18 protein-coding genes are annotated in these 18,875 nt (G+C 64.5%); 17 read left to right on the top strand and 1 reads right to left on the bottom strand.

Features of this window, described 5'->3' with window-relative positions:
* Window positions 1–103: 103 nt before the first annotated feature.
* The 5 genes from ACOI2T_RS28095 (at window position 104) to ACOI2T_RS28075 (ending at window position 7,255) form a co-directional block, all read left to right on the top strand.
* Window positions 104–556, top strand: coding sequence for an MmpS family transport accessory protein (locus tag ACOI2T_RS28095; protein ID WP_409504655.1), 453 nt, complete (start codon window positions 104–106; stop codon window positions 554–556).
* 8 nt (window positions 557–564) lie between these two features.
* Window positions 565–3,435: an MMPL/RND family transporter gene (locus tag ACOI2T_RS28090; RefSeq protein ID WP_409504654.1), complete on the top strand. Its 2,871-nt coding sequence runs from the start codon at window positions 565–567 to the stop codon at window positions 3,433–3,435.
* 308 nt (window positions 3,436–3,743) lie between these two features.
* Window positions 3,744–3,953 (top strand): heavy-metal-associated domain-containing protein, encoded by a 210-nt coding sequence (locus tag ACOI2T_RS28085; RefSeq protein WP_067842858.1) that lies wholly within the window; start codon window positions 3,744–3,746, stop codon window positions 3,951–3,953.
* Between the two features lie 136 nt (window positions 3,954–4,089).
* Entirely contained in the window at window positions 4,090–4,908 is an 819-nt protein-coding gene (locus ACOI2T_RS28080) for a DUF8832 domain-containing protein (protein ID WP_409504653.1), read from the top strand.
* 28 nt (window positions 4,909–4,936) lie between these two features.
* Entirely contained in the window at window positions 4,937–7,255 is a 2,319-nt protein-coding gene (locus tag ACOI2T_RS28075; RefSeq protein ID WP_409504652.1) for a heavy metal translocating P-type ATPase, read from the top strand.
* A gap of 144 nt (window positions 7,256–7,399) precedes the next feature.
* Here the strand turns inward: ACOI2T_RS28075 and ACOI2T_RS28070 are convergent, their stop codons facing one another.
* Entirely contained in the window at window positions 7,400–8,173 is a 774-nt protein-coding gene (locus ACOI2T_RS28070) for a 2-keto-4-pentenoate hydratase (protein ID WP_409504651.1), read from the bottom strand.
* A 204-nt stretch (window positions 8,174–8,377) separates the two neighbouring features.
* Here ACOI2T_RS28070 and ACOI2T_RS28065 point away from each other — a divergent pair, with 204 nt between their 5' ends.
* The 12 genes from ACOI2T_RS28065 (at window position 8,378) to ACOI2T_RS28010 (ending at window position 18,860) form a co-directional block, all read left to right on the top strand.
* The gene (locus ACOI2T_RS28065; RefSeq protein WP_409504650.1) at window positions 8,378–9,139 is read left to right on the top strand and encodes an alpha/beta fold hydrolase; all 762 of its coding nucleotides are present in this window, start codon (window positions 8,378–8,380) and stop codon (window positions 9,137–9,139) included.
* Entirely contained in the window at window positions 9,136–9,783 is a 648-nt protein-coding gene (locus ACOI2T_RS28060; protein ID WP_409504649.1) for a pyroglutamyl-peptidase I, read from the top strand. The genes ACOI2T_RS28065 and ACOI2T_RS28060 overlap by 4 nt, the downstream gene beginning before the upstream one ends.
* Window positions 9,780–10,652, top strand: a complete 873-nt coding sequence (locus tag ACOI2T_RS28055) for an alpha/beta fold hydrolase (protein ID WP_409504648.1) — start codon at window positions 9,780–9,782, stop codon at window positions 10,650–10,652. The genes ACOI2T_RS28060 and ACOI2T_RS28055 overlap by 4 nt, the downstream gene beginning before the upstream one ends.
* 120 nt (window positions 10,653–10,772) lie before the next feature.
* On the top strand, window positions 10,773–11,639 hold the full coding sequence (locus ACOI2T_RS28050; protein ID WP_409504647.1) for a VOC family protein: 867 nt from the start codon (window positions 10,773–10,775) through the stop codon (window positions 11,637–11,639).
* A 30-nt stretch (window positions 11,640–11,669) separates the two neighbouring features.
* Complete coding sequence (locus ACOI2T_RS28045) at window positions 11,670–12,911, top strand: NAD(P)/FAD-dependent oxidoreductase (protein WP_409504646.1); 1,242 nt, start codon at window positions 11,670–11,672, stop codon at window positions 12,909–12,911.
* 14 nt (window positions 12,912–12,925) lie between these two features.
* A complete protein-coding gene (locus tag ACOI2T_RS28040; protein ID WP_409504645.1) occupies window positions 12,926–13,258 on the top strand; it encodes a non-heme iron oxygenase ferredoxin subunit in 333 nt (110 codons plus the stop codon).
* Between the two features lie 101 nt (window positions 13,259–13,359).
* Window positions 13,360–14,679 carry an aromatic ring-hydroxylating oxygenase subunit alpha gene (locus tag ACOI2T_RS28035; protein WP_409504644.1) on the top strand — a complete coding sequence of 440 codons (1,320 nt, stop codon included), beginning with the start codon at window positions 13,360–13,362 and terminating at the stop codon, window positions 14,677–14,679.
* Entirely contained in the window at window positions 14,676–15,242 is a 567-nt protein-coding gene (locus tag ACOI2T_RS28030) for an aromatic-ring-hydroxylating dioxygenase subunit beta (RefSeq protein ID WP_067842873.1), read from the top strand. Before ACOI2T_RS28035 ends, ACOI2T_RS28030 begins: the two co-directional genes overlap by 4 nt.
* 24 nt (window positions 15,243–15,266) lie before the next feature.
* A complete protein-coding gene (locus ACOI2T_RS28025; RefSeq protein ID WP_409504643.1) occupies window positions 15,267–16,439 on the top strand; it encodes an acyl-CoA dehydrogenase family protein in 1,173 nt (390 codons plus the stop codon).
* Between the two features lie 40 nt (window positions 16,440–16,479).
* A complete protein-coding gene (locus ACOI2T_RS28020; protein WP_067842879.1) occupies window positions 16,480–17,370 on the top strand; it encodes a VOC family protein in 891 nt (296 codons plus the stop codon).
* A gap of 8 nt (window positions 17,371–17,378) precedes the next feature.
* Window positions 17,379–17,975: an NADPH-dependent FMN reductase gene (locus tag ACOI2T_RS28015; RefSeq protein ID WP_409504642.1), complete on the top strand. Its 597-nt coding sequence runs from the start codon at window positions 17,379–17,381 to the stop codon at window positions 17,973–17,975.
* 84 nt (window positions 17,976–18,059) lie between these two features.
* Window positions 18,060–18,860, top strand: coding sequence for a 2-keto-4-pentenoate hydratase (locus ACOI2T_RS28010; protein WP_409504641.1), 801 nt, complete (start codon window positions 18,060–18,062; stop codon window positions 18,858–18,860).
* Window positions 18,861–18,875 lie beyond the last annotated feature (15 nt).

The raw sequence follows: 18,875 nt of genomic DNA, 5'->3' as shown, positions 1-18,875 counted from the left end.
TGGTCATATACTCCATAGGGGTATGGGGTGTACGCTCCCAGCAGACGTCGACACATCACGGCGCCGGAGAGCGGCGCACCAATACTGCTGTTGTTCAGTCGGTATGGCTGACGCATTGAAGGGACGAGAGATGTTCAGGGTCGTGCAGCGAATATGGATACCGATGGTGGTGGTGACGGTGGCCGCGGTCGCAGTGTTCGCGGTATCGCGGTTGCAGGAAGTGGCCGGGGCGCCTCTGCACGTTCCAAGCGCCATCAGAGATGGATCTGAGCCCGTCATTCCCAAAGACGTGACGTATGAAGTGTTCGGCCCGGCGGGGACGACGGGTCAGGCGAACTTCCTCGACGAGCATGCTCAGCCACAGCGTGCAGACTTCGTAACCCTGCCTTGGTCGTACACCATTTCAACGAAACTGATGTCGGTCTTCGCGAATGTGGTTGCGCAGGGGAACAGTAGCGAGCTGGGCTGCCGAATCACCGTCAACGGCGAGGTGCGCGATGAGCAGTCGGTGACCGCTCATAACGCCCAGGTCTTCTGCTTGGTGAAATCCGCATGAGGACAATCATGGCCGCTGCCAAGCCATCCCGTGTCGCGACGACCATCAGTCGGGTGCCCGTTCTCATCATCGTGGCCTGGCTGGTGGCGATGGTGGCGGTGAGTGTCGTTGTGCCGTCGCTCGAAAAGGTTGGGCAAGCCAACTTGGTCTCGCTCGCATCCGAGGATGCGCCGTCCTACAAGGCGATCAAGAGGCTGGGCGTCGAGTTCGAACAGTTCGACTACGACGGGATGGTCATGGTGTTGCTGGAAAGCGACACAGAACTCGGCGATGAGGCGCGCGACTACTATCGCGGACTGGTCGCCCAGTTCAAAGACGACCACGAGCATGTCGATCACGTTCAGGACTTCTGGGGCGACCGCGTCACCGCCGGAGGTTCTCAGAGCATGGATGGCAAGGCGGCCTACGTCCTGCTGAATATCATCGGTGACCAAGGGACGACGCCGGCCAAGAAATCCGTTGAAGCGGTGCGCGATATCGTCGATCGAAGCAATCCGCCGGCTGGGCTGAAGGTCTACGTCACCGGTCCGGCCGCGCTCACGATGGACCTGAACGCGGCGGCTGACGATAGTCAGCTGGAGATGACGTTGATCACCTTCGCGATCATCGCACTCATTCTGTTGTTCATCTATCGCTCGATCGCCACGGTGTTGCTTGTCACGATCACGGTCTTCATCGAGCTCAGTGCCGCGCGCGGAGTCGTCGCCATCCTGGGGCACCACCAGGTCATGGGGTTGTCGAACCTCGCCGTGAACCTACTGACGATGCTGGGGATTGCCGCGGCCACCGACTACGCGATCTTCTTCCTCGGCCGGTATCACGAAGCGCGGGCAGCTGGTCAGGATCGGATGGCGGCCTATTACACGACATACCACAGCGTTTCGCATGTGGTACTGGGTTCGGGTTTGACGATTGCCGGTGCGACTTTCTGTCTGGCGTTCACCCGGCTGCCGTACTTTGCGGCAGTGGGCGTGCCTACCGCCGTGGCCATGATCGTCGTGGTCGCCGCGGCACTCACGCTCATGCCGGCGGTGCTGGTAGTCGGCACTCGTTTCGGGCTGCTCGAATCGAAACGAAAGATCCAGACCCGCCGGTGGCGCCGGATCGGTACCGGTCTCGTCCGCTGGCCGGGACCGATTCTGGTCGTGACGATGATCGTCTCGCTGATCGGTCTGGCGATTCTGCCTTCGTACACGGTCAATTACAACGATCGGTATTACATCCCGGAGAGCCTCCCTTCCATTCAGGGCTATCAAGCCGCGGATCGGCATTTCTCGAAGGCAAAGATGGACCCCGACATCATGCTGATCGTGTCCGACCAGGATCTGCGCACTCCCTCGAACATGCTAATCCTGGACAGGATCGCGAGAAACGTCCTGCGGGTCGAGGGAATCAACAAGGTACAGAGCATCACCCGGCCGCTTGGGGCTCCGATCGACCACAGTTCGGTCCCATTCCAGGTGAGCATGCAGTCGGTGTCGATGACCGAGAACTTGCAATACATGAAAGACCGCATGGGTGACATGCTCAAGATGACCGATCAACTCGGCGCGATGATCGCGATTATGGAACGCATGCACGGCCTCATGCAGCAACAGGCCGACATCACGCACGACATGGTCGGCGATTCACGAGACCTGAAGTCGACCTCTGACGAAATGCGCGACCACATGGCCAATTTCGACGATTTCTGGCGACCGATACGCAACTACCTTTATTGGGAACCGCATTGCGCCAACATTCCGCTCTGCTCGTCGACGCGGTCGTTGTTCGACGGTCTTGATGGGATCGACAAGCTCAGCGAGAACATGACCTCGATGCTGGTCAATCTGGAAAAGATGGACGCGCTGACGCCGCAGCAGGTCGCTCAGTTGCCGCCGATGATCGCAATTTCAAAAGACATCCGGTCCACCATGCTGACCCTGCACAGCAGCTTCAACGGCATGATTGATCAGATCGGCCGCATGACCGACACGGCGACCGTGATGGGCCAGGCGTTCGACGCGGCGAAAAACGACGACTACTTCTATCTTCCGCCGGAAGCCTTCGACAACGCGGACTTCCAGAAGGGTCTCAAGCTGCTGGTATCACCGGACGGCAGGTCCGCCCAGATGATCATCACGCATGAAGGTGATCCGGCGGGAACTCAAGCGCTCGCCACGACACCGCGGGAGCTGATTGCGGCCAAGGAGGCCATCAAGGGCACGCCGCTGGAGGGATCGGAAATCCATCTCGGCGGTACCGCCGCGATCTTCCATGACATCGAGGAGTTCGTCCGCTATGACCTGATGATCGTCGCGATCGCGGCGCTCAGTCTGATCTTGATCATCATGTTGGTCATGACGCGAAGCATCGTCGCGGCCACCGTGATCGTCGGAACGATCGCGATTTCGCTGGGTTCGTCATTCGGGCTCTCCGTGCTCGTCTGGCAGCACCTTCTCGGCCAGCAATTGCACTGGTTCGTACTGCCGATCACGGTCATCATCTTGTTGGCGGTGGGATCGGACTACAACCTGCTGCTGGTGTCGCGGTTCAAGGAAGAGCTGCACGCCGGCCTGAACACCTCGATCATCCGAGGGGTGGCCGGTTCCGGGAGCGTGGCCACGCAGGCGGGTCTGGTGTTCGCAATCACCATGGGCTCCATGGTCACCAACGATCTGATCGCCATCGGTCAGGTGGGATCTGCGATCTGTCTGGGCTTGTTGTTCGACACGTTCGTAATCCGTGCATTCATGACGCCAACCGTGGCAGCGCTGTTGGGCCGCTGGTTCTGGTGGCCGATCAAGGTGCTCCCCACCTCGGCGCTCAATCGGAGGGCCGCCAAACCCGACGATCCCGCCGGTGAGGACACCACCGAGATCCCGGTTCCGGTCCACTGAGCTCGCCCCGGGTTTCGTCCAGGGGCACCTGCAGGCCAATTGCGAGCCTGAACCCGCCTTGGACGCGCCGGCCGTGAATCACGGCCGGCGCGCCCATCCTCTGCTGCACCAATGACGGGCAACCAAAGCGATCCGCGATGACGACAGCCCAACGACCACTCACGCAGGTGCTCGTGAACCCGTTGTTCGAAGGCGCGCTGTCCGGTAGCCGACATCGCACCACACACTTGACGAAATACCCCCGCGGGGTATGGTGGTCTGCGGGCCAGATACCCCCTGGGGGTATATACGAAAGGGAAGGGAACTCGATGACTACGACCACGTACCACGTGACTGGAATGACCTGTGGGCATTGCGAAGGAGCGATCACTCGGGAAGTCGGCCAGGTTGCCGGCGTCCAGCGGATCGAGGTCTCCGCAACCACCGGCATTCTCGCGGTGACCAGCGCGGGCGAACTTGACGACGCCGCGGTGTTGGCTGCCGTCGAGGAAGCCGGATACACCGGAGTGCGCGCCTGACATGCGCGCACCGTTAAGGCTCGGGTTGTACGTCGCAGCGCTGGTTGCGATATTCGTCGCCGGCTTAGTCGGCGCCCGCGCATTCATCCCCGCAGACGCATCCGCGTCGTGGAAAAGACAAACGGAGGCAACACAAATGGATCACGGAGCACACCACGGCGGCCACAACGGATCGGCCTCATCGGCTGACGTGCCGGGCCTGTCGATCGAACGTAGCGGATATCAGATCCGCGATGTGGCAGCACCCGACGTCGTCGGAGAGGACGGCACGCTGTCGTTCCGATTGACCGGCCCCGGTGGCGTTGCGCTCACCGAGTACGACACCGCTCACGACAAAGACCTCCACCTGATCGTCGTCCGCAGCGACGGCGCCGAGTTCCGGCACGTCCATCCCCACTACGACGGCGACGGCCGGTGGTCGATGCCGTGGCGCTGGAATGCGGCGGGCTCCTACCGGATCTTCGCCGACGCCGTTCCCACCGACCTCGGCAGCAACGTGACGCTGACCTCAACCACGTCAGTCGCCGGCAACTTGGTCCCGCGGCCACTGCCGCCGGAATCGGCCGTCGCCACGGTCGGTGATTTCACCGTCACTCTCGACGGATCGCTCGGCGTCGGCGCAACTTCCACCCTGACGTTCACCGTCACACGCGCAGGACGGCCGGTCCAGACCTTGGAGCCGTATCTAGGCGCCTACGGTCACCTGGTGGCGCTTCGGACCGGTGACCTCGGGTACCTGCACGTGCACCCGATGGGTGAGCCGGGCGACGGAATCACCCAGCCGGGACCCGACATCGAGTTCATGGCTGCCGCACCGACCGACGGCACTTACCTGCTGTACCTGGACTTCAAGGTGGACGGACAGGTTCACACCGCAGAGTTCACCGTCACCGCGGCGCCGGGCATTGCCACCGCGGGCTCGCCCGAGCCCGAACACTCCGGCGCCGGTCACTGACCGGCAGCGAACTGAAAGGAGTCATGTCGTGACGACCTCGTCCGATCACCCGCCGGAGCAGGCAGACAATATCGAACTCGACATCAGTGGCATGACCTGTGCGTCATGTGCCATGCGAATCGAGAAGAAGCTCAACAAGATCGACGGAATCTCGGCGACGGTGAACTACGCCACCGAGAAGGCCCGTGTCAGTGCCCCGCGGGGGTTCGACATCGAGGTCTTGATCGCCGAGGTCGAGAAAACCGGTTATGGCGCTACTCTGCCTGCGGCCAAGATCACCGCATCCGACGCCGATGAACAGCGGGAGGAGCCGGAGCTGACGGCCCTGCGTAACCGCCTCATCGGGTCGGTCGTGCTGTCGCTGCCGGTGATCGTCCTCGCGATGGCTCCCGCGCTGCAGTTCACGTACTGGCAGTGGGCGTCGCTGGCGCTCGCCGCACCGGTGATCGTCTGGGCCGCATGGCCGTTCCATAAGGCAGCCTTCGCCAACCTCCGGCACGGTGCCGCGACGATGGACACACTCATCTCGGTGGGCACCTCCGCGGCCTTCCTATGGTCGCTGTATGCGCTGTTCTTCGGCACCGCCGGGGTGCTCGGAATGACGCACGCGTTCGAGTTCACCATCGCCCCTGGCGACGGCTCGGCCAACATCTATCTGGAGGTCGCCGCCGGTGTCACCACGTTCGTCCTGGCCGGACGCTACTTCGAGAAGCGATCCAAGCGTCAGGCCGGGGCGGCCATGCGGGCACTTTTGGAGTTGGGCGCCAAAGACGTTGCGGTACTGCGCAATGGCGTAGAGACCCGGATCCCGACCGAGGACTTGGCAGCTGGCGACGAGTTCATCGTGCGGCCAGGTGAGAAGATCGCCACCGACGGCGTCATCATCGACGGCACGTCCGTGGTCGATGCATCGATGCTGACCGGCGAATCGGTGCCGGTCGAAGTCGGCGAAGGCGACACCGTGGTCGGCGCTACCGTCAACGCCGGCGGACGCCTGGTCGTCCGTGCCACCCGGGTCGGATCGGACACGCAGCTCGCACAGATGGCCAAGCTTGTCGAGGATGCACAATCCGGCAAGGCCGAGGTCCAGCGCTTGGCGGACAAGATCTCCGGCGTCTTCGTGCCGATCGTGATCGGTATCGCCGTCGCCACCCTCGCGGTGTGGCTGGGCGGCGGCTTCGGGATCTCGGCCGCGTTCACCGCTGCGGTAGCTGTGTTGATCATCGCGTGCCCCTGTGCACTCGGCTTGGCCACCCCGACAGCACTTTTGGTCGGGACCGGCCGCGGCGCTCAGCTCGGCATCCTGATCAAGGGCCCCGAGGTGCTCGAATCGACACGCAAGATCGACACCATCGTGTTGGACAAGACCGGGACGGTCACCACCGGCAAGATGACCCTGCTCGGTGTCACGACCACCGGTGACACCAGTGGTGACGAAGTGTTGCGGCTAGCCGGGGCCGTCGAGGACGCGTCCGAACACCCGATCGCTCAGGCGATTGCCAAGGGTGCGGTGCAGCGGGTTGGCGCTCTGCCCACCCCGGAGTCCTTCAAGAACGTCGAAGGCAAGGGTGTGCAGGGGATCGTCGACGGACACCTCGTGGTGGTGGGACGAGCGTCATTGCTCGAAGACTGGTCAATCACCATGGACGCAGAGTTGGCCGCCGCCAAAGAGGCCGCCGAGAAGACCGGTCAGACTGCGGTTGTGGTGGCCTGGGACGGAGCCGCCCGCGGAGTGCTGGTGGTCGCAGACGCAGTCAAAGGCACCAGCGCCGAAGCCATCGGCCAGCTCAAGGCGCTGGGATTGACCCCAGTTCTGTTGACCGGCGACAACCGAACCGTCGCCGAGCGGGTCGCCGAGCAAGTCGGGATTGAGCAGGTCATCGCGGAGGTCCTGCCACGGGACAAGGTCGATGTCGTGAGCCGCCTGCAAGCCGAGGGCAAGGTCGTCGCGATGGTCGGCGACGGCGTCAACGACGCTGCCGCACTTGCGCAGGCGGATCTCGGCCTGGCGATGGGCACGGGAACCGACGCTGCGATCGAGGCTGCCGACCTGACCCTGGTGCGTGGCGACCTTCGATCGGCCGCCGATGCAATACGGCTGGCACGCAAGACATTGACGACAATCAAGGTGAATCTGTTCTGGGCGTTCGCCTACAACGTCGCCGCGATCCCACTGGCCGCGCTCGGGCTGCTCAACCCGATGCTTGCGGGCGCCGCGATGGCGTTCTCGAGTGTCTTCGTCGTCAGCAACAGCCTGCGGCTGCGCGCATTCCGCTCCCAAGCTGACGGCACTGCCGATCTCGACCCGCGGCGTGCGTCGGCGTCGCCTTCCCCGCAGTACGCTTGATTATCACTGCGATTCACCCCGAGTTACCCACGCGAGACCCGTGGTTCGGCAACTGCCCCCCGGGAATCGACACCCCGGCGATCATCGAACGCACCGTCAGCAGGATGGCACCACATCGGCTCGACGCCCGGGCGACAATCGCGTTCAGCACGTCAGCGTGACGGTTCCGAGCGAAGAGAACCGTGCTGTGACCGGAAACCCCACGGCGAGCGGTAACGGTGTCGATCCCACGAGAACCGTCCAGCCGCTTTCGATTGCATGACCGCGGCGGGCAAGGCAGTTCGCCGCTGCGGCGAGTGCCTCGGCGGGATGGGTTCTGGTCACGGCATCGAAACGCATCGCGGTAGCTTTCCCGGCAGCGACGGTGATACCGGCCTCTTCCTGGGACAGGTCTAGGCCGGCCGGGGCGAACCCGACGGGCCCGGTCAGGTAGAAGGACGACGACAAGTTGTCCGCGACGAGATCGGGCAGCGTGCACGCGCGGTCGGCGTAACGACTGTCCGTCACTTCCAGGCTCGCGAAGACGAGGTCAACCGCGGCCAGTGCGGCCGCCGCCGTTACGCCGGGCCCGCCGAGACGCCGACCCATGACGAACGCGACGGCGGGTCTCACGGCCGGGTGTACGAGTGATTCCCTCGGCAGCGGCTCGCCGGCGCACAGTGCCATCGCGTCGGTCAGCCAACCGGTCAGCGGCGCCACCGGCGTACCCGATGTCGCCTTGACACCGACGATGTTCTCGCCGCGCTCGATGCGCTGGCTCAAGGCCTCGTCCTGAATCTGGTACGCCACATCGAAGTTCAAGGTGCGGCACTGTTCGGACAGCGGTGTCACGCGTAGCCGTTCGGCCTGCGCACGCAGCAACCTGCACGCGGTGGAATCGACCGTGGACTGGATGGTCGTGCTGAGTTCGATGTCCAAGTGCTGCTCCTGACGCCGTCGGTGTGCCGGGACCCTCACCGTGACGGGTCGGCCGAGACAGTGGAATACACCCGGTCTGCACCGTGGAACAGCCGGAATTGGTGAAGGCGGTTTGCCGCCATGTGGAACGGTGCCGTTGCCGAACCCAGACCCGGAGGGAAATCTGCTGTGCCGGTGCAGTCTTGACATGGAAGGGAACGGTCAATGGCCACGTTGGCGATCGACGGCGTCGACATCTACTACGAGGATCACGGACACGGCGAACCACTGCTTCTGGTGCACGGTGCGGCGGCGTCCGGCCGCTGGTTCGGCGATCTGATTCCCCAGCTCGCCGCCAATCACCGGGTGATCTTGCCGGATCTGCGCGGGCTGGGCCGCAGCTCCCGGGTGGCGCCTCTGGAGCGGCCTCAGGTGTGGGTGTCCGATCTGTGGCGGCTGCTGGATTCCCTCAGTGTGGAGCGGGTCCATCTCGCCGGGGTTTCTCTGGGGTCCCGCATCGCCGGCCGAATGGTGCTCGACAACCGCGAGCGGGTCATGACGCTGACGGTCGACGCGCCGATCGTCGGATTGAGCAAGAGCGGAAACGCTTCTCTCAACACGGTTTTCACTGTCGTCGATCCGGACAGTGACCAGGCCCGCGAGTGGCAACACCTGCACGGTGACGATTGGCGTGAAGCGGTCCGGTTCTACGCCGCGACCCGTAACACCGAGGAGTTTCAGCAGTACTTCACACTGCGGCCGCATCTTTCGGACATCGATGTGCCGACGCTGGTGTGCCGGGGCGACCTCGACGACGCCATCCACCCGGTCGATGACGCGTTCATCTGGCACAAGCAAGCCCCCGACACCCAGCTGTTCATCGCGCCGGGGCTCACCCAATCGTCGATCATGTTGGAGCGCGCCGCGAACTTCGTCGCCGAGTTCGAGGCGTTCCAGGCGCGCTGCGCACTCGGCTCCGCGGCATGACCCGGGCGCTCGTCACGGGTTTCGGGGCTTATGCCGACGAGAATGACAATCCCAGCGGGCTGATCGCCCAACGGCTGAACGGGCAGCAGATCGACGGGGTTGAGATCGCCGGACGCGTACTGCCGGTCGACACCGAACTCGTGCACGAAATGCTCACCGAAGCGGTCGATGCCGTGCAGCCCGCTGTCGTTGTGCTGACCGGGGTCGCACCGGGCCGCACCGCGCCGGCCCTGGAACGGGTTGCGATCAATGTGCGAGACTTCCCGATCCCCGACACGGCCGGCCGCAGCCCGATCGACGAGCCGGTCGTCGGCGGTGGTCCGCCCGCTTACCTGAGCACACTGCCGGTCAAGGCGATAGCCGATGGGTGGCGCCGTGCGGGGTTGGCCGGTTACGTCTCCAACACCGCAGGTACCTACCTGTGCAATCAGGTGTTCTACCTGGCGCGGCACCTGTGCCGCGCGTCCGATGCGCGCGTCGGGATGGTGCATCTTCCGGTGACACCCGCGCGGTCGGTCACCAGCACCCCGCCCTTGCCGTCGGTGCCGATTGTTGCCCTCGAACATCAGGTGCGCCTTGCGGTCTCGATTGCCGCCAGGCATGACGGCGCCGATCTACCGATCGGCGGGGGTGCCATCAGTTGACCGCGACTGCGCAGGCAACCGAGCCTCCCTGGCTCTCCGAGCGCGACAGCAGTCGCATCGTGGAGATCGACGGGCATCCTGTTCACTATCACGACATCGGCGCCGGCCCGGCGCTGGTCATGCCGCAGGCGTTCGGGCCGCTGCCCGGCACTACGGCATGGCTGACCTACCACCGCACACTCGGTCACCTGACCGCCGAGTACCGGTGCATCCTGGTGGACTATCCCAACTTCGGGCGTAGCGGGCCGCGGGAGTTCCACGAGCCGGTGCACGACCTCTACGTGCGGAACACATTCGGCATCATCGACCGGCTGGGACTGGACACCGTGAGCGTCGTCGGCGTCTCCACCGGCGGCACCGTGGCGCTCGGCATGGCGATGGCCGCACCCGAACGCGTCGAACGGCTCGTGGTCGGTGGCTGTACCGCGTCGACCGGCGGCGACCCCTATCTGTTGGCGACTGCTCCGACCGAAGTCGGGCGCTTGTTCGACGAATGTCAGTCGGAACCGCCCGACCGGCGCCGCATCGCGCGGTTGTTACGCAGCCTCGTGGTCGACCCCGGATTGATCGACGACGATCTCGTCGAGCGGTGTTACCGCTGGCGGGTCGACGAGCCGGATCATGCCGCGGCCTGGGCACGGTCGACCATCGTGGCGCGCAGCAACCTGGCCGCGTTGGGCGCGGTGGCGGTACCCGCACTCGTGGTGCACGGCCGCCATGATCGCATGGTGCCGTTGGAAGGGGCACTGCAACTGATCAGCCACCTGCCGTCCGCAGATCTGGTGGTACTGAACAACTGTGGGCACTGGCCACCGTACGAACGTCCCCACAGCTTTGCCAAGGTGGTCGACGGATTCCTCACGTCGTGACCATCCGGCGGCGCGTTCCGGCAGGCGGATCGGTGCCATTGCCGACGGCCGGAGCGATGGCCGAAGCTGCACATCTGAGGCACACGCGACTGTCGTCGGGTGGCCGGGAAAGGTAAATTCATGAGTGAAGTTGTCGCACTTGGATATCTGGGTCTGCACGCGACCGACTTGGATGCGTGGCGTGCTTACGGGACTGAGATCCTTGGCCTGCAAGATGTTTCCGCGCAGAGGAACTGCGATGACCGGACGGTGCTGCTGCGCGCCGACGGACGCGGCTGGCGGCTGGCCATCCATCAGGCAGACACCGGCGGGGCCGCCTATGTTGGCTGGGAGGTCCCGAACGCCGCGGCTCTGGACGCGCTGGCGCAACGGCTGACTGCGACCGGTGTCGCGATATCCGAAGACCCGGACTGTGCCGCCGAGCGTCACGTGGAGGCTCTCGTCCGCTGCACCGATCCAGACGGTCACCGGCTCGAGTTCTTCTACGGCGCGCGTGTGCCGAAACGGCCGTTCGTCTCGCCACGGGGAATCCGGTTCGTGACCGGCGATCTCGGGCTGGGACACGTGTTCTTCTTCGTCACCGATCTCGCCGCAACCAAGGAGTTCTACCTCGACGTGCTTGGCTTCCGGCTCAGTGACACCATCGCGTTCCACGGTCGCAAGGTCCATTTCGCCCACGTGAATCCGCGCCATCACAGCCTCGCGTTCGTCGAGAATGACAAATTGGCTCCGGCACTGGGCCACTTCATGCTTGAGGTCTCCGACATCGACGACGTCGGGCGGACTCTGGACGCGGTCCATGCCGGCGGGTTGTCGCTCACCGAAACGCTCGGACGGCACACCAACGACCTGGCGATCTCGTTCTTCATGAAGAATCCGTCCGGTTCGGAGGTCGAGTACGGCTACGACGGCAGGCTCGTGGACGACGCGACATGGCGGGTTTCCAGTTACGACGCCACCAGCCTGTGGGGACACCACCGTGACTGATGCGCCATCTACCCCGGGCGGGATGGGCCGATGACCGAGACCTACGTCGTGGTCGGTGCCAGTCTCGCAGGCGCCCGTGCGGTCGAGGCGTTGCGCAGTGAAGGTTTCGACGGCCGCATCATCCTGGTCGGCGCCGAGTACCACCTGCCCTACGACCGTCCACCGCTGTCGAAAGAAGTGATCCTTGGATCGAAAGAGCCGGGTGACACCTGCATTCACAAGTCGGACTTCTACTCCCGCAACGACATCGAACTGCTGCTCGGTGTTCGGGCGCGACGTATCGACACCCACGGCCGACGCGTCGAATTGCACGATGGCGTGTCGATCCAGGCCGACAAGGTGCTGTTGTGCACCGGGACCACGCCGCGTCGTCCCGAATTGCCGGGGATGGACCTCGACGGCGTGCGGTTTCTGCGGACTGTCGACGATGCCGTCGCGATACGCGATCAGATGCGGGCCGGGGCCTCCGTGGTGATCGTCGGGGGAGGGTTGATCGGCATCGAACTCGCCGCCTCGGCGCTCGGGCTGGGCAACCGTGTGACGGTGCTCGAACGCGGCGACGCGGTGCTGAGCCGCGTACTGCCCGAACGGATCGCACGGTGCCTGGCGCACTTTCACGCCGAGCAGGGGGTGCGGATGGTGACCAATGCCCAGGTGGCTGCTATCGAAGGTGACAACCGGGTGCGCCGAGTCACGATGACCGACGGGACGACCGTGGAAGCCGACCTGGTTGTCGTCGGAATCGGCGTGGCACCCGCGGTCGACGTGGCGGTCAACTCCGGGATCGACGTGGACAACGGGATCGTGGTCAACGAGTTCTGTGAGACCTCGGTGCCCGGTGTGTACGCGGCCGGCGACGTCGCAAACTCTCCGTGCAGTCACGCCGCTGGACGAATCCGTTTGGAACACTGGCAGAACGCCCAGAATCAGGGCATCGCCGCCGCGCGCTCGATGGTGGGAAAGCGGGTTCCATACCGCGACCTGCCATGGTTCTGGTCGGACCAGGGGAAGACCAACGTCCAGGTCGCCGGGCGGTTGCACCACGAAGACCATGTGGTGTGGCGCGGCACCCCGGAATCAATGGAGTTCACGGTGTTTCACCTGCGAGAGGGCGTCCTCGTCGGCGCCGTCGGGGTGAACCGTCGCCGTGACGTGCGGATGGCCATGAGCCTGATCGACCGGCGAGCCCGACCCGAGCCCTCGATGTTGTCGGACCCCGCAGTCGATCTGCGTTCGATCGAAGACATCACGACATCTGCGGGACAACAGTGAGGGAGGAACGGTCGATGACGGCAGAGGCGAAATCTGAACGCCTGATCCGGGTTTGCGCGGTGGGGGAGCTGGGGCCCGGCGGTGTGAAACGTGTTGACGTCGATCCGCCCATCGCGCTGTACAACGTCGGCGGCACTTTCTATGCGACGGCCGACTGGTGCACACACGACAGATCGTCGTTGGCCGACGAAGGCTTCGTCGAGAACGGGCAGGTCGAATGCGGCTGGCATTTCGCGAAATTCTGTGTGCGGACAGGTGCGGTCACGGCGCCCCCGGCCACGCAGCCGCTCGCAACATACTCGGTTCAAGTGATCGATGACGCGGTCTACGTGGCGGTTTCCGGCTGAACGCGGTCCGTTCCGAAGTCCAGAACGGTTGCATCGACTGGCATTCCGCACGCTGGTTAGCTCAAAAGCAGTCCTCGAAGGTGAAGTGAAGGGAAATCATCGTGGCCGTTGACGCCGACTATCTGCATTCGTTGGTGAACTGGAAGGAAGGGAAGATCGGGCCCGAGATCTTCGTCAGCGACGAGATCTACCGGCTGGAACAGGAACGCATCTTCGGGCGGTCCTGGCTCTTCCTCGCGCACGACAGCATGATCCCGAACCCGCACGATTTCTTCGCCACCTACATGGGCGGCGACCCCGTGCTGGTGACGCGTCAACCTGACGGAAGCGTCAAGGCGTTTTTGAATGTGTGCAGACACCGCGGCATGCGAGTGTGCCGGGCCGAAGAGGGCAACGCGCGTTCGTTCATGTGCACCTACCACGGCTGGACCTATGACAGCGCAGGCAAACTCGTCGGTGTTCCGAATCTCGACGATGCCTATGACAACAAGCTGTCACTGCCTGACAACGGCTTGGTCCAGGTTGCGCAGATCGCCAGCTACAAGGGACTGATCTTCGGCAACTTCGATCCGGACGCGCCGCCGCTGGACGAGTACCTCGGTGCGCTGAAGTTCTACATCGACGGCTGGGTAGACCATGCGGAGGGCGGCATCGAAATCCTGCCCGGCGCCATCAAATGGACCATCAACGCCAATTGGAAGCTGGCGGCCGAGCAGTTCGCCGGCGATACGTACCACGCGACCACCAGCCACCTTTCATCCCTGCTGGCGTTCGGGCCGGGCTTCGACGCCAAGGACGGTGCGCACGTCTCACTGCGGGAAGGGCACGGCGAGAGCTTCCTGTTCGAGCGGCACACCCGGTTCTCGGACGACCCGCTGGGCCAATACAACGAGAACAAGCGGCGGATCGCGCGTGAGCGGGTCGGCGACCGTGCCGACATGGTCGCCAACTTCAACGCGTTCCCGAACTTCGCCGGTCTTCCTGGCTCGGCCAACATCCGGGTCTGGCACCCGAAGGGGCCGACCAAGTTCGAGATCTGGTCCTTCACCGTCGTCGAGAAGGACGCCCCGGAGGAAGCCAAACGCGCCCAGCAGATTTCGGCGTCATTCACGGAAGGCGCGGCCGGTGTCGTGGAAACCGACGACGGCGAGAACTGGGGCATGATCGGCGGCGTACTCGAGCAGGGCTACCAGGCCCGCAAGATGGAGTGGAATTACGAGATGGGTCTGGGTAGCGAGCGGGACGACCCGCAATTCCCCGGCGAATACCATGATTCGTTCTTCGGTGAGGCCGGGCAGCGTGGCTTCTACCGCCGGTGGCTGGAGTTCATGACGGCCGAGGCGTGGCCCGTGATACCTCCCGAGGAGCGCAGCGTCGCGCTACCCGCGGTCGCCATGAGTGATGTGGCAGGCGCCCGATGAGCGTCGGAGAGATGATCCAGCCCACCGGGGTCGCCGATCTCGAGCAGGTCCTGCTGCAGCACCGCGTCGAACAGTTCCTCTACCGCGAGGCGCAACTGCTCGACCACTGGCAGTGGGCCAGCTGGCTCGAACTGTTCGCCGAGGATGTGCTCTATTGGATGCCGGTGCGCCGCAATCGGCTGCGCCGTCAACGGGGCCAGGACGAGGTTCCCGATGGCATCGAGATGGCGCACTTCTACGACGACTTCTCGTCGCTGCAGATGCGGGTGAACCAGATGCACTCGGGCACCCACTGGGCCGAGGATCCGCCTTCCCGGTGCCGTCACCTGGTGACCAACGTGATCCTGCGGCCACGCTCGGAGTCCACGGGCCAAGCCGTCGAATACGACGTCTGGTCCAACTTCCTCGTCTACCGCAATCGGCTCGAATCGGAAACCGACATCTGGGCGGGCGAGCGGCGGGACGTGCTCCGAGGAACCGCCACAGGATTCAAGATCGCCCGCCGCACCATTCTGCTCGATCAGAACGTCGTGCAGTCGAAGAACCTGAGCGTGCTGTTCTAGCGCGCACCGAGGAGACGAAAAACGATGGTAGCCACCGAAATCGAGATACGGTCCGATGCAGAGCTGCATGCCGCTCTGGTTGAGCGGGCCCGCGCACTGGCGCCGGCGATCCGCGACCGCGCCGCACGCACCGAGCAGTTGCGCAGCGTGCCGCCCGAGTCGATAGCCGAGATCGTCGGCGCCGGACTGGGTGGGCGCATGCTCGCCCCGCGGCGATTCGGTGGCGACGAGTTGACCCTCGACACGATGTACGAGGTCGCGGTCGAACTCGGCCGGGCGTGCGCGTCGACAGCGTGGTGTGCGGCGCTGCTGCCGCACGACGCGCACATGGTCGGGTTCTTTCCCCAGCTTGCCCAGGAGGCCGTGTGGTCGGCCGGTCCCGACGTCTGCATCGCCGCATCGCTTGCGCCCGCGGCGACGGTTCGCAAGGTCGACGGCGGATACCGCCTGACCGGCAGGCATGGTTTCGCCAGTGGAGTCGACCACGCCTCGTGGGTCATCGTCAGCGGGCTCATCAAGGAGAGCGGCGGGGCCGCCAACCACCATTTCCTCGTAGGTCCAGGCGAGTTCTCGATCGACGACGATTGGTACGCGGCGGGTATGCGGGGCACCGGCAGCAAGACCATCGTCGTCGAAGATGCCTTCGTCCCCGACGGATTCGCGCTGGCCGCACCCTCTCTGGTGGCCGGCGATGGGCCGGGCAGTGAGGTGAACCACGGATCGCTCTATCGGCAACCCCTCGCGTTGCATGCGGGTCTGACGTTCCTCGGACCGATGGTGGGTGCCGCACTCGACGCCCATGATCACTTCGCCGAGTGGGCCAGGGGGCGCGCACCCACTGCCGCATCGGAAGTCGTCCAGGAAGCCATCGCCCGTACGGCAGCCGATCTGGAGTTGACACAACTGGCCATCAAGCGGGTTCTCGCGGACGCGAGGTCATCGGGCCGCATGGAACTCGCCGACCGGGCCGTCACCCTGCGTGACTACAACCGAGCTGCTGAACTGTTGACCGATGCCGTCGACCGGCTGTTCAAACTCAGTGGTACCTCGGGGTTCCGGGACAGCAGCCCCATGCAGCAGAAGTGGCGCGACATCCACATGATGGCCAGCCACATCTCGTTCACCCGGGCCAACTACCAGCACTACGGCCGGATGGTGCTCGGCCTCGAACGTGACCCCAAGCTGACCGTCTTCTGACGCCGGTCTTCGCAACAGCTACCGCCGAGAAGGATCAACCATGGCCGCAGTTACCCAGTTGAGTTATGTCGTCGGGACGTCCAGCGACGTCGCGTCATGGCAGGAGTACGCGACCGGCGTGCTCGGGATGGAGATCTCCCGCGACAGCGACGACAAGCTGCTGTACGTGCGTGCCGACGATCGGCACCACCGCATCGGGGTGCGGGCCGGCCACGAGGAGGACGTTGCCTACGTCGGCTGGGACGTGGCGTCGAGGGAGGCGCTCGAATCTGCCGCGGCACGTCTGGAGGACGCCGGGGTCGCCGTTACGTCGGGAAAGCCGGATGAGGCCGCCGACCGTCGCGTGATGGACTTCGTCCACTTCACCTGCCCGTACTCGGATGTCCGGATGGAACTGGTGCTGGGACACGAAATGGTGTTCCGGCCGCCGTTTCGCCCGACGAGGGACCTGGCCGGGTTCAACACCGGAGACCTGGGCATGGGACACGTCGTTCTCTATACCCCCGATCTCTACGGTGCCGCTGACTTCTATTGCAAAATATTGGGTTTCGGCGTAACCGACTTCGCCCACCTGCCGAGCTCCGAGCCGTTCGCGGTGTTCCTGCACTGCAATTCGCGCCATCACTCGTTGGCGTTCATGAACATCCCCGGGGCGCCGCGCCGCATCCAGCACGTGATGTTCGAGACGGTCACTATGGACGATGTCGGGCACAGCTACGACGTATGTGCGGATCGTGGGATCACGAGCACATCGACCGGGCGTCATCACAACGATCGGGTGTTCTCGTTCTACTTCCGCAATCCGTCCGGCTGGCACTTCGAGTACGGCTGGGGCTCCCGCACCGTCGACCCGCAGAGTTGGACACCCGAGAACTACACGCTCAAGCCAGGTTTCGCCTGGGGGCACGACGGATTGATGAGGATGGTGTGAACATCGCGATGGGAACCGCAACACGTCCGTACATCGTGGGCCTCGGCGGAACACTGCGGCCGGGCTCATCGACTGAGTCGGCGCTTCGCATAGCGCTGGATGAGGCACGGGCAGCAGGCGCGGACACCGAGCTCTTCGGTGGTGCTGACCTTGCCCGGCTTCCGATGTACGACCCCGAGTCCGAAAACGTCGACGAGGCGCTGCGATTGGTCGAGTCACTGCGTCGCGCGGACGGCGTCATCATCGCGTCGCCCGGATACCACGGATCGGTCTCGGGCCTGGTCAAGAACGCCCTCGACTACATCGAGGACCTGCGCGAGGATGGCAATCCATATCTGTCGGGCCGGTCGGTCGGTTGCGTCACAACCGCCTATGGCTGGCAGGCGGCGGTCACGACACTGCAGACCCTGCGCAGCATCGTGCATGCACTGCGCGGCTGGCCCACTCCGCTCGGTGCCGCGATCAACTCGTCTACGACTCGCATCGCCTACGGCGAGGACCCCGACGAACGGGTGGGCTTTCAGCTGCGGACCGTGGGACGCGAAGTGTGCATGCGCAGCTCGGCGACGCACCCCGCGAGCGGCCTGGCGGCGATCAGCAGCTGAGGCGCAACGGCACATCGACGACGCCCCGTCATACATCGATCCCGCAGTGAAATGCGGGACCAACCGAGGAGATCCAGCAGGCAGATGCCTGAAGACCGTTCACATACCGTCAACGCGCTCCTGGCCGCGTACGACTCTCGGGTGCCCATCGACCCGCTGTCAGAGCATGACCCTGAGTTCACCGTCGAGAAGGCGTACGAACTGCAGTTGCAGCAGGTCTCGACCTGGACCGCGATGGGCAGGGTGATCAAGGGACACAAGGTCGGGCTGACTTCGTCAGCGATGCAGCGACAGCTCGGCGTCGACCAACCGGACTACGGCCACCTGTTCGCGGACATGTTTCATCTCGAATCGGTGCCGATCGACACCCGTAGTTTCATCAGTCCCAAGGCCGGACCGGAGATCGCGTTCGTCCTCGACCGCGATCTGAGCGGGCCCGGTGTCACGACCGTGGACGCGCTGCGGGCAGTGGGGTACGTGATGCCGGCGCTGGAGATCATCGATTCGCGGATCCGCGACTGGCGAATCACCCTGCCGGACACGATCGCCGACAACGCGTCATCGGGCGGAGTGGTACTCGGTTCGACGCCGGTTGCCCTGCGCGGTCGCGACTTGCGGCTGACGGGTTGCGTGCTGTCGACCAACGGTGAGGTCGCGTATACCGGGGCCGGGGCAGCCGTGCTCGGCTCGCCGGTCAACGCACTGGTGTGGCTTGCGAACACTCTCGGCGCTCTCGGTGTGACGTTGGAGGCCGGCTCGGTGGTCCTCCCGGGTTCGCTCACCGCTGCCGTGCCCGTTACGGCGGGCACGACCGTCACCGCGTGCTTCACGGGAATCGGTTCGGTGACGGCATGTTTCGCCCAGGTGGGGGAGGCGCGGCAGTGATCACCGTAGCGATCG

Source organism: Mycolicibacterium wolinskyi str. Jessa 2025, assembly GCF_049241375.1.
Taxonomy (GTDB): Bacteria; Actinomycetota; Actinomycetes; order Mycobacteriales; family Mycobacteriaceae; genus Mycobacterium; species Mycobacterium wolinskyi.
This window is presented reverse-complemented; position numbering and strand designations above follow the sequence as displayed.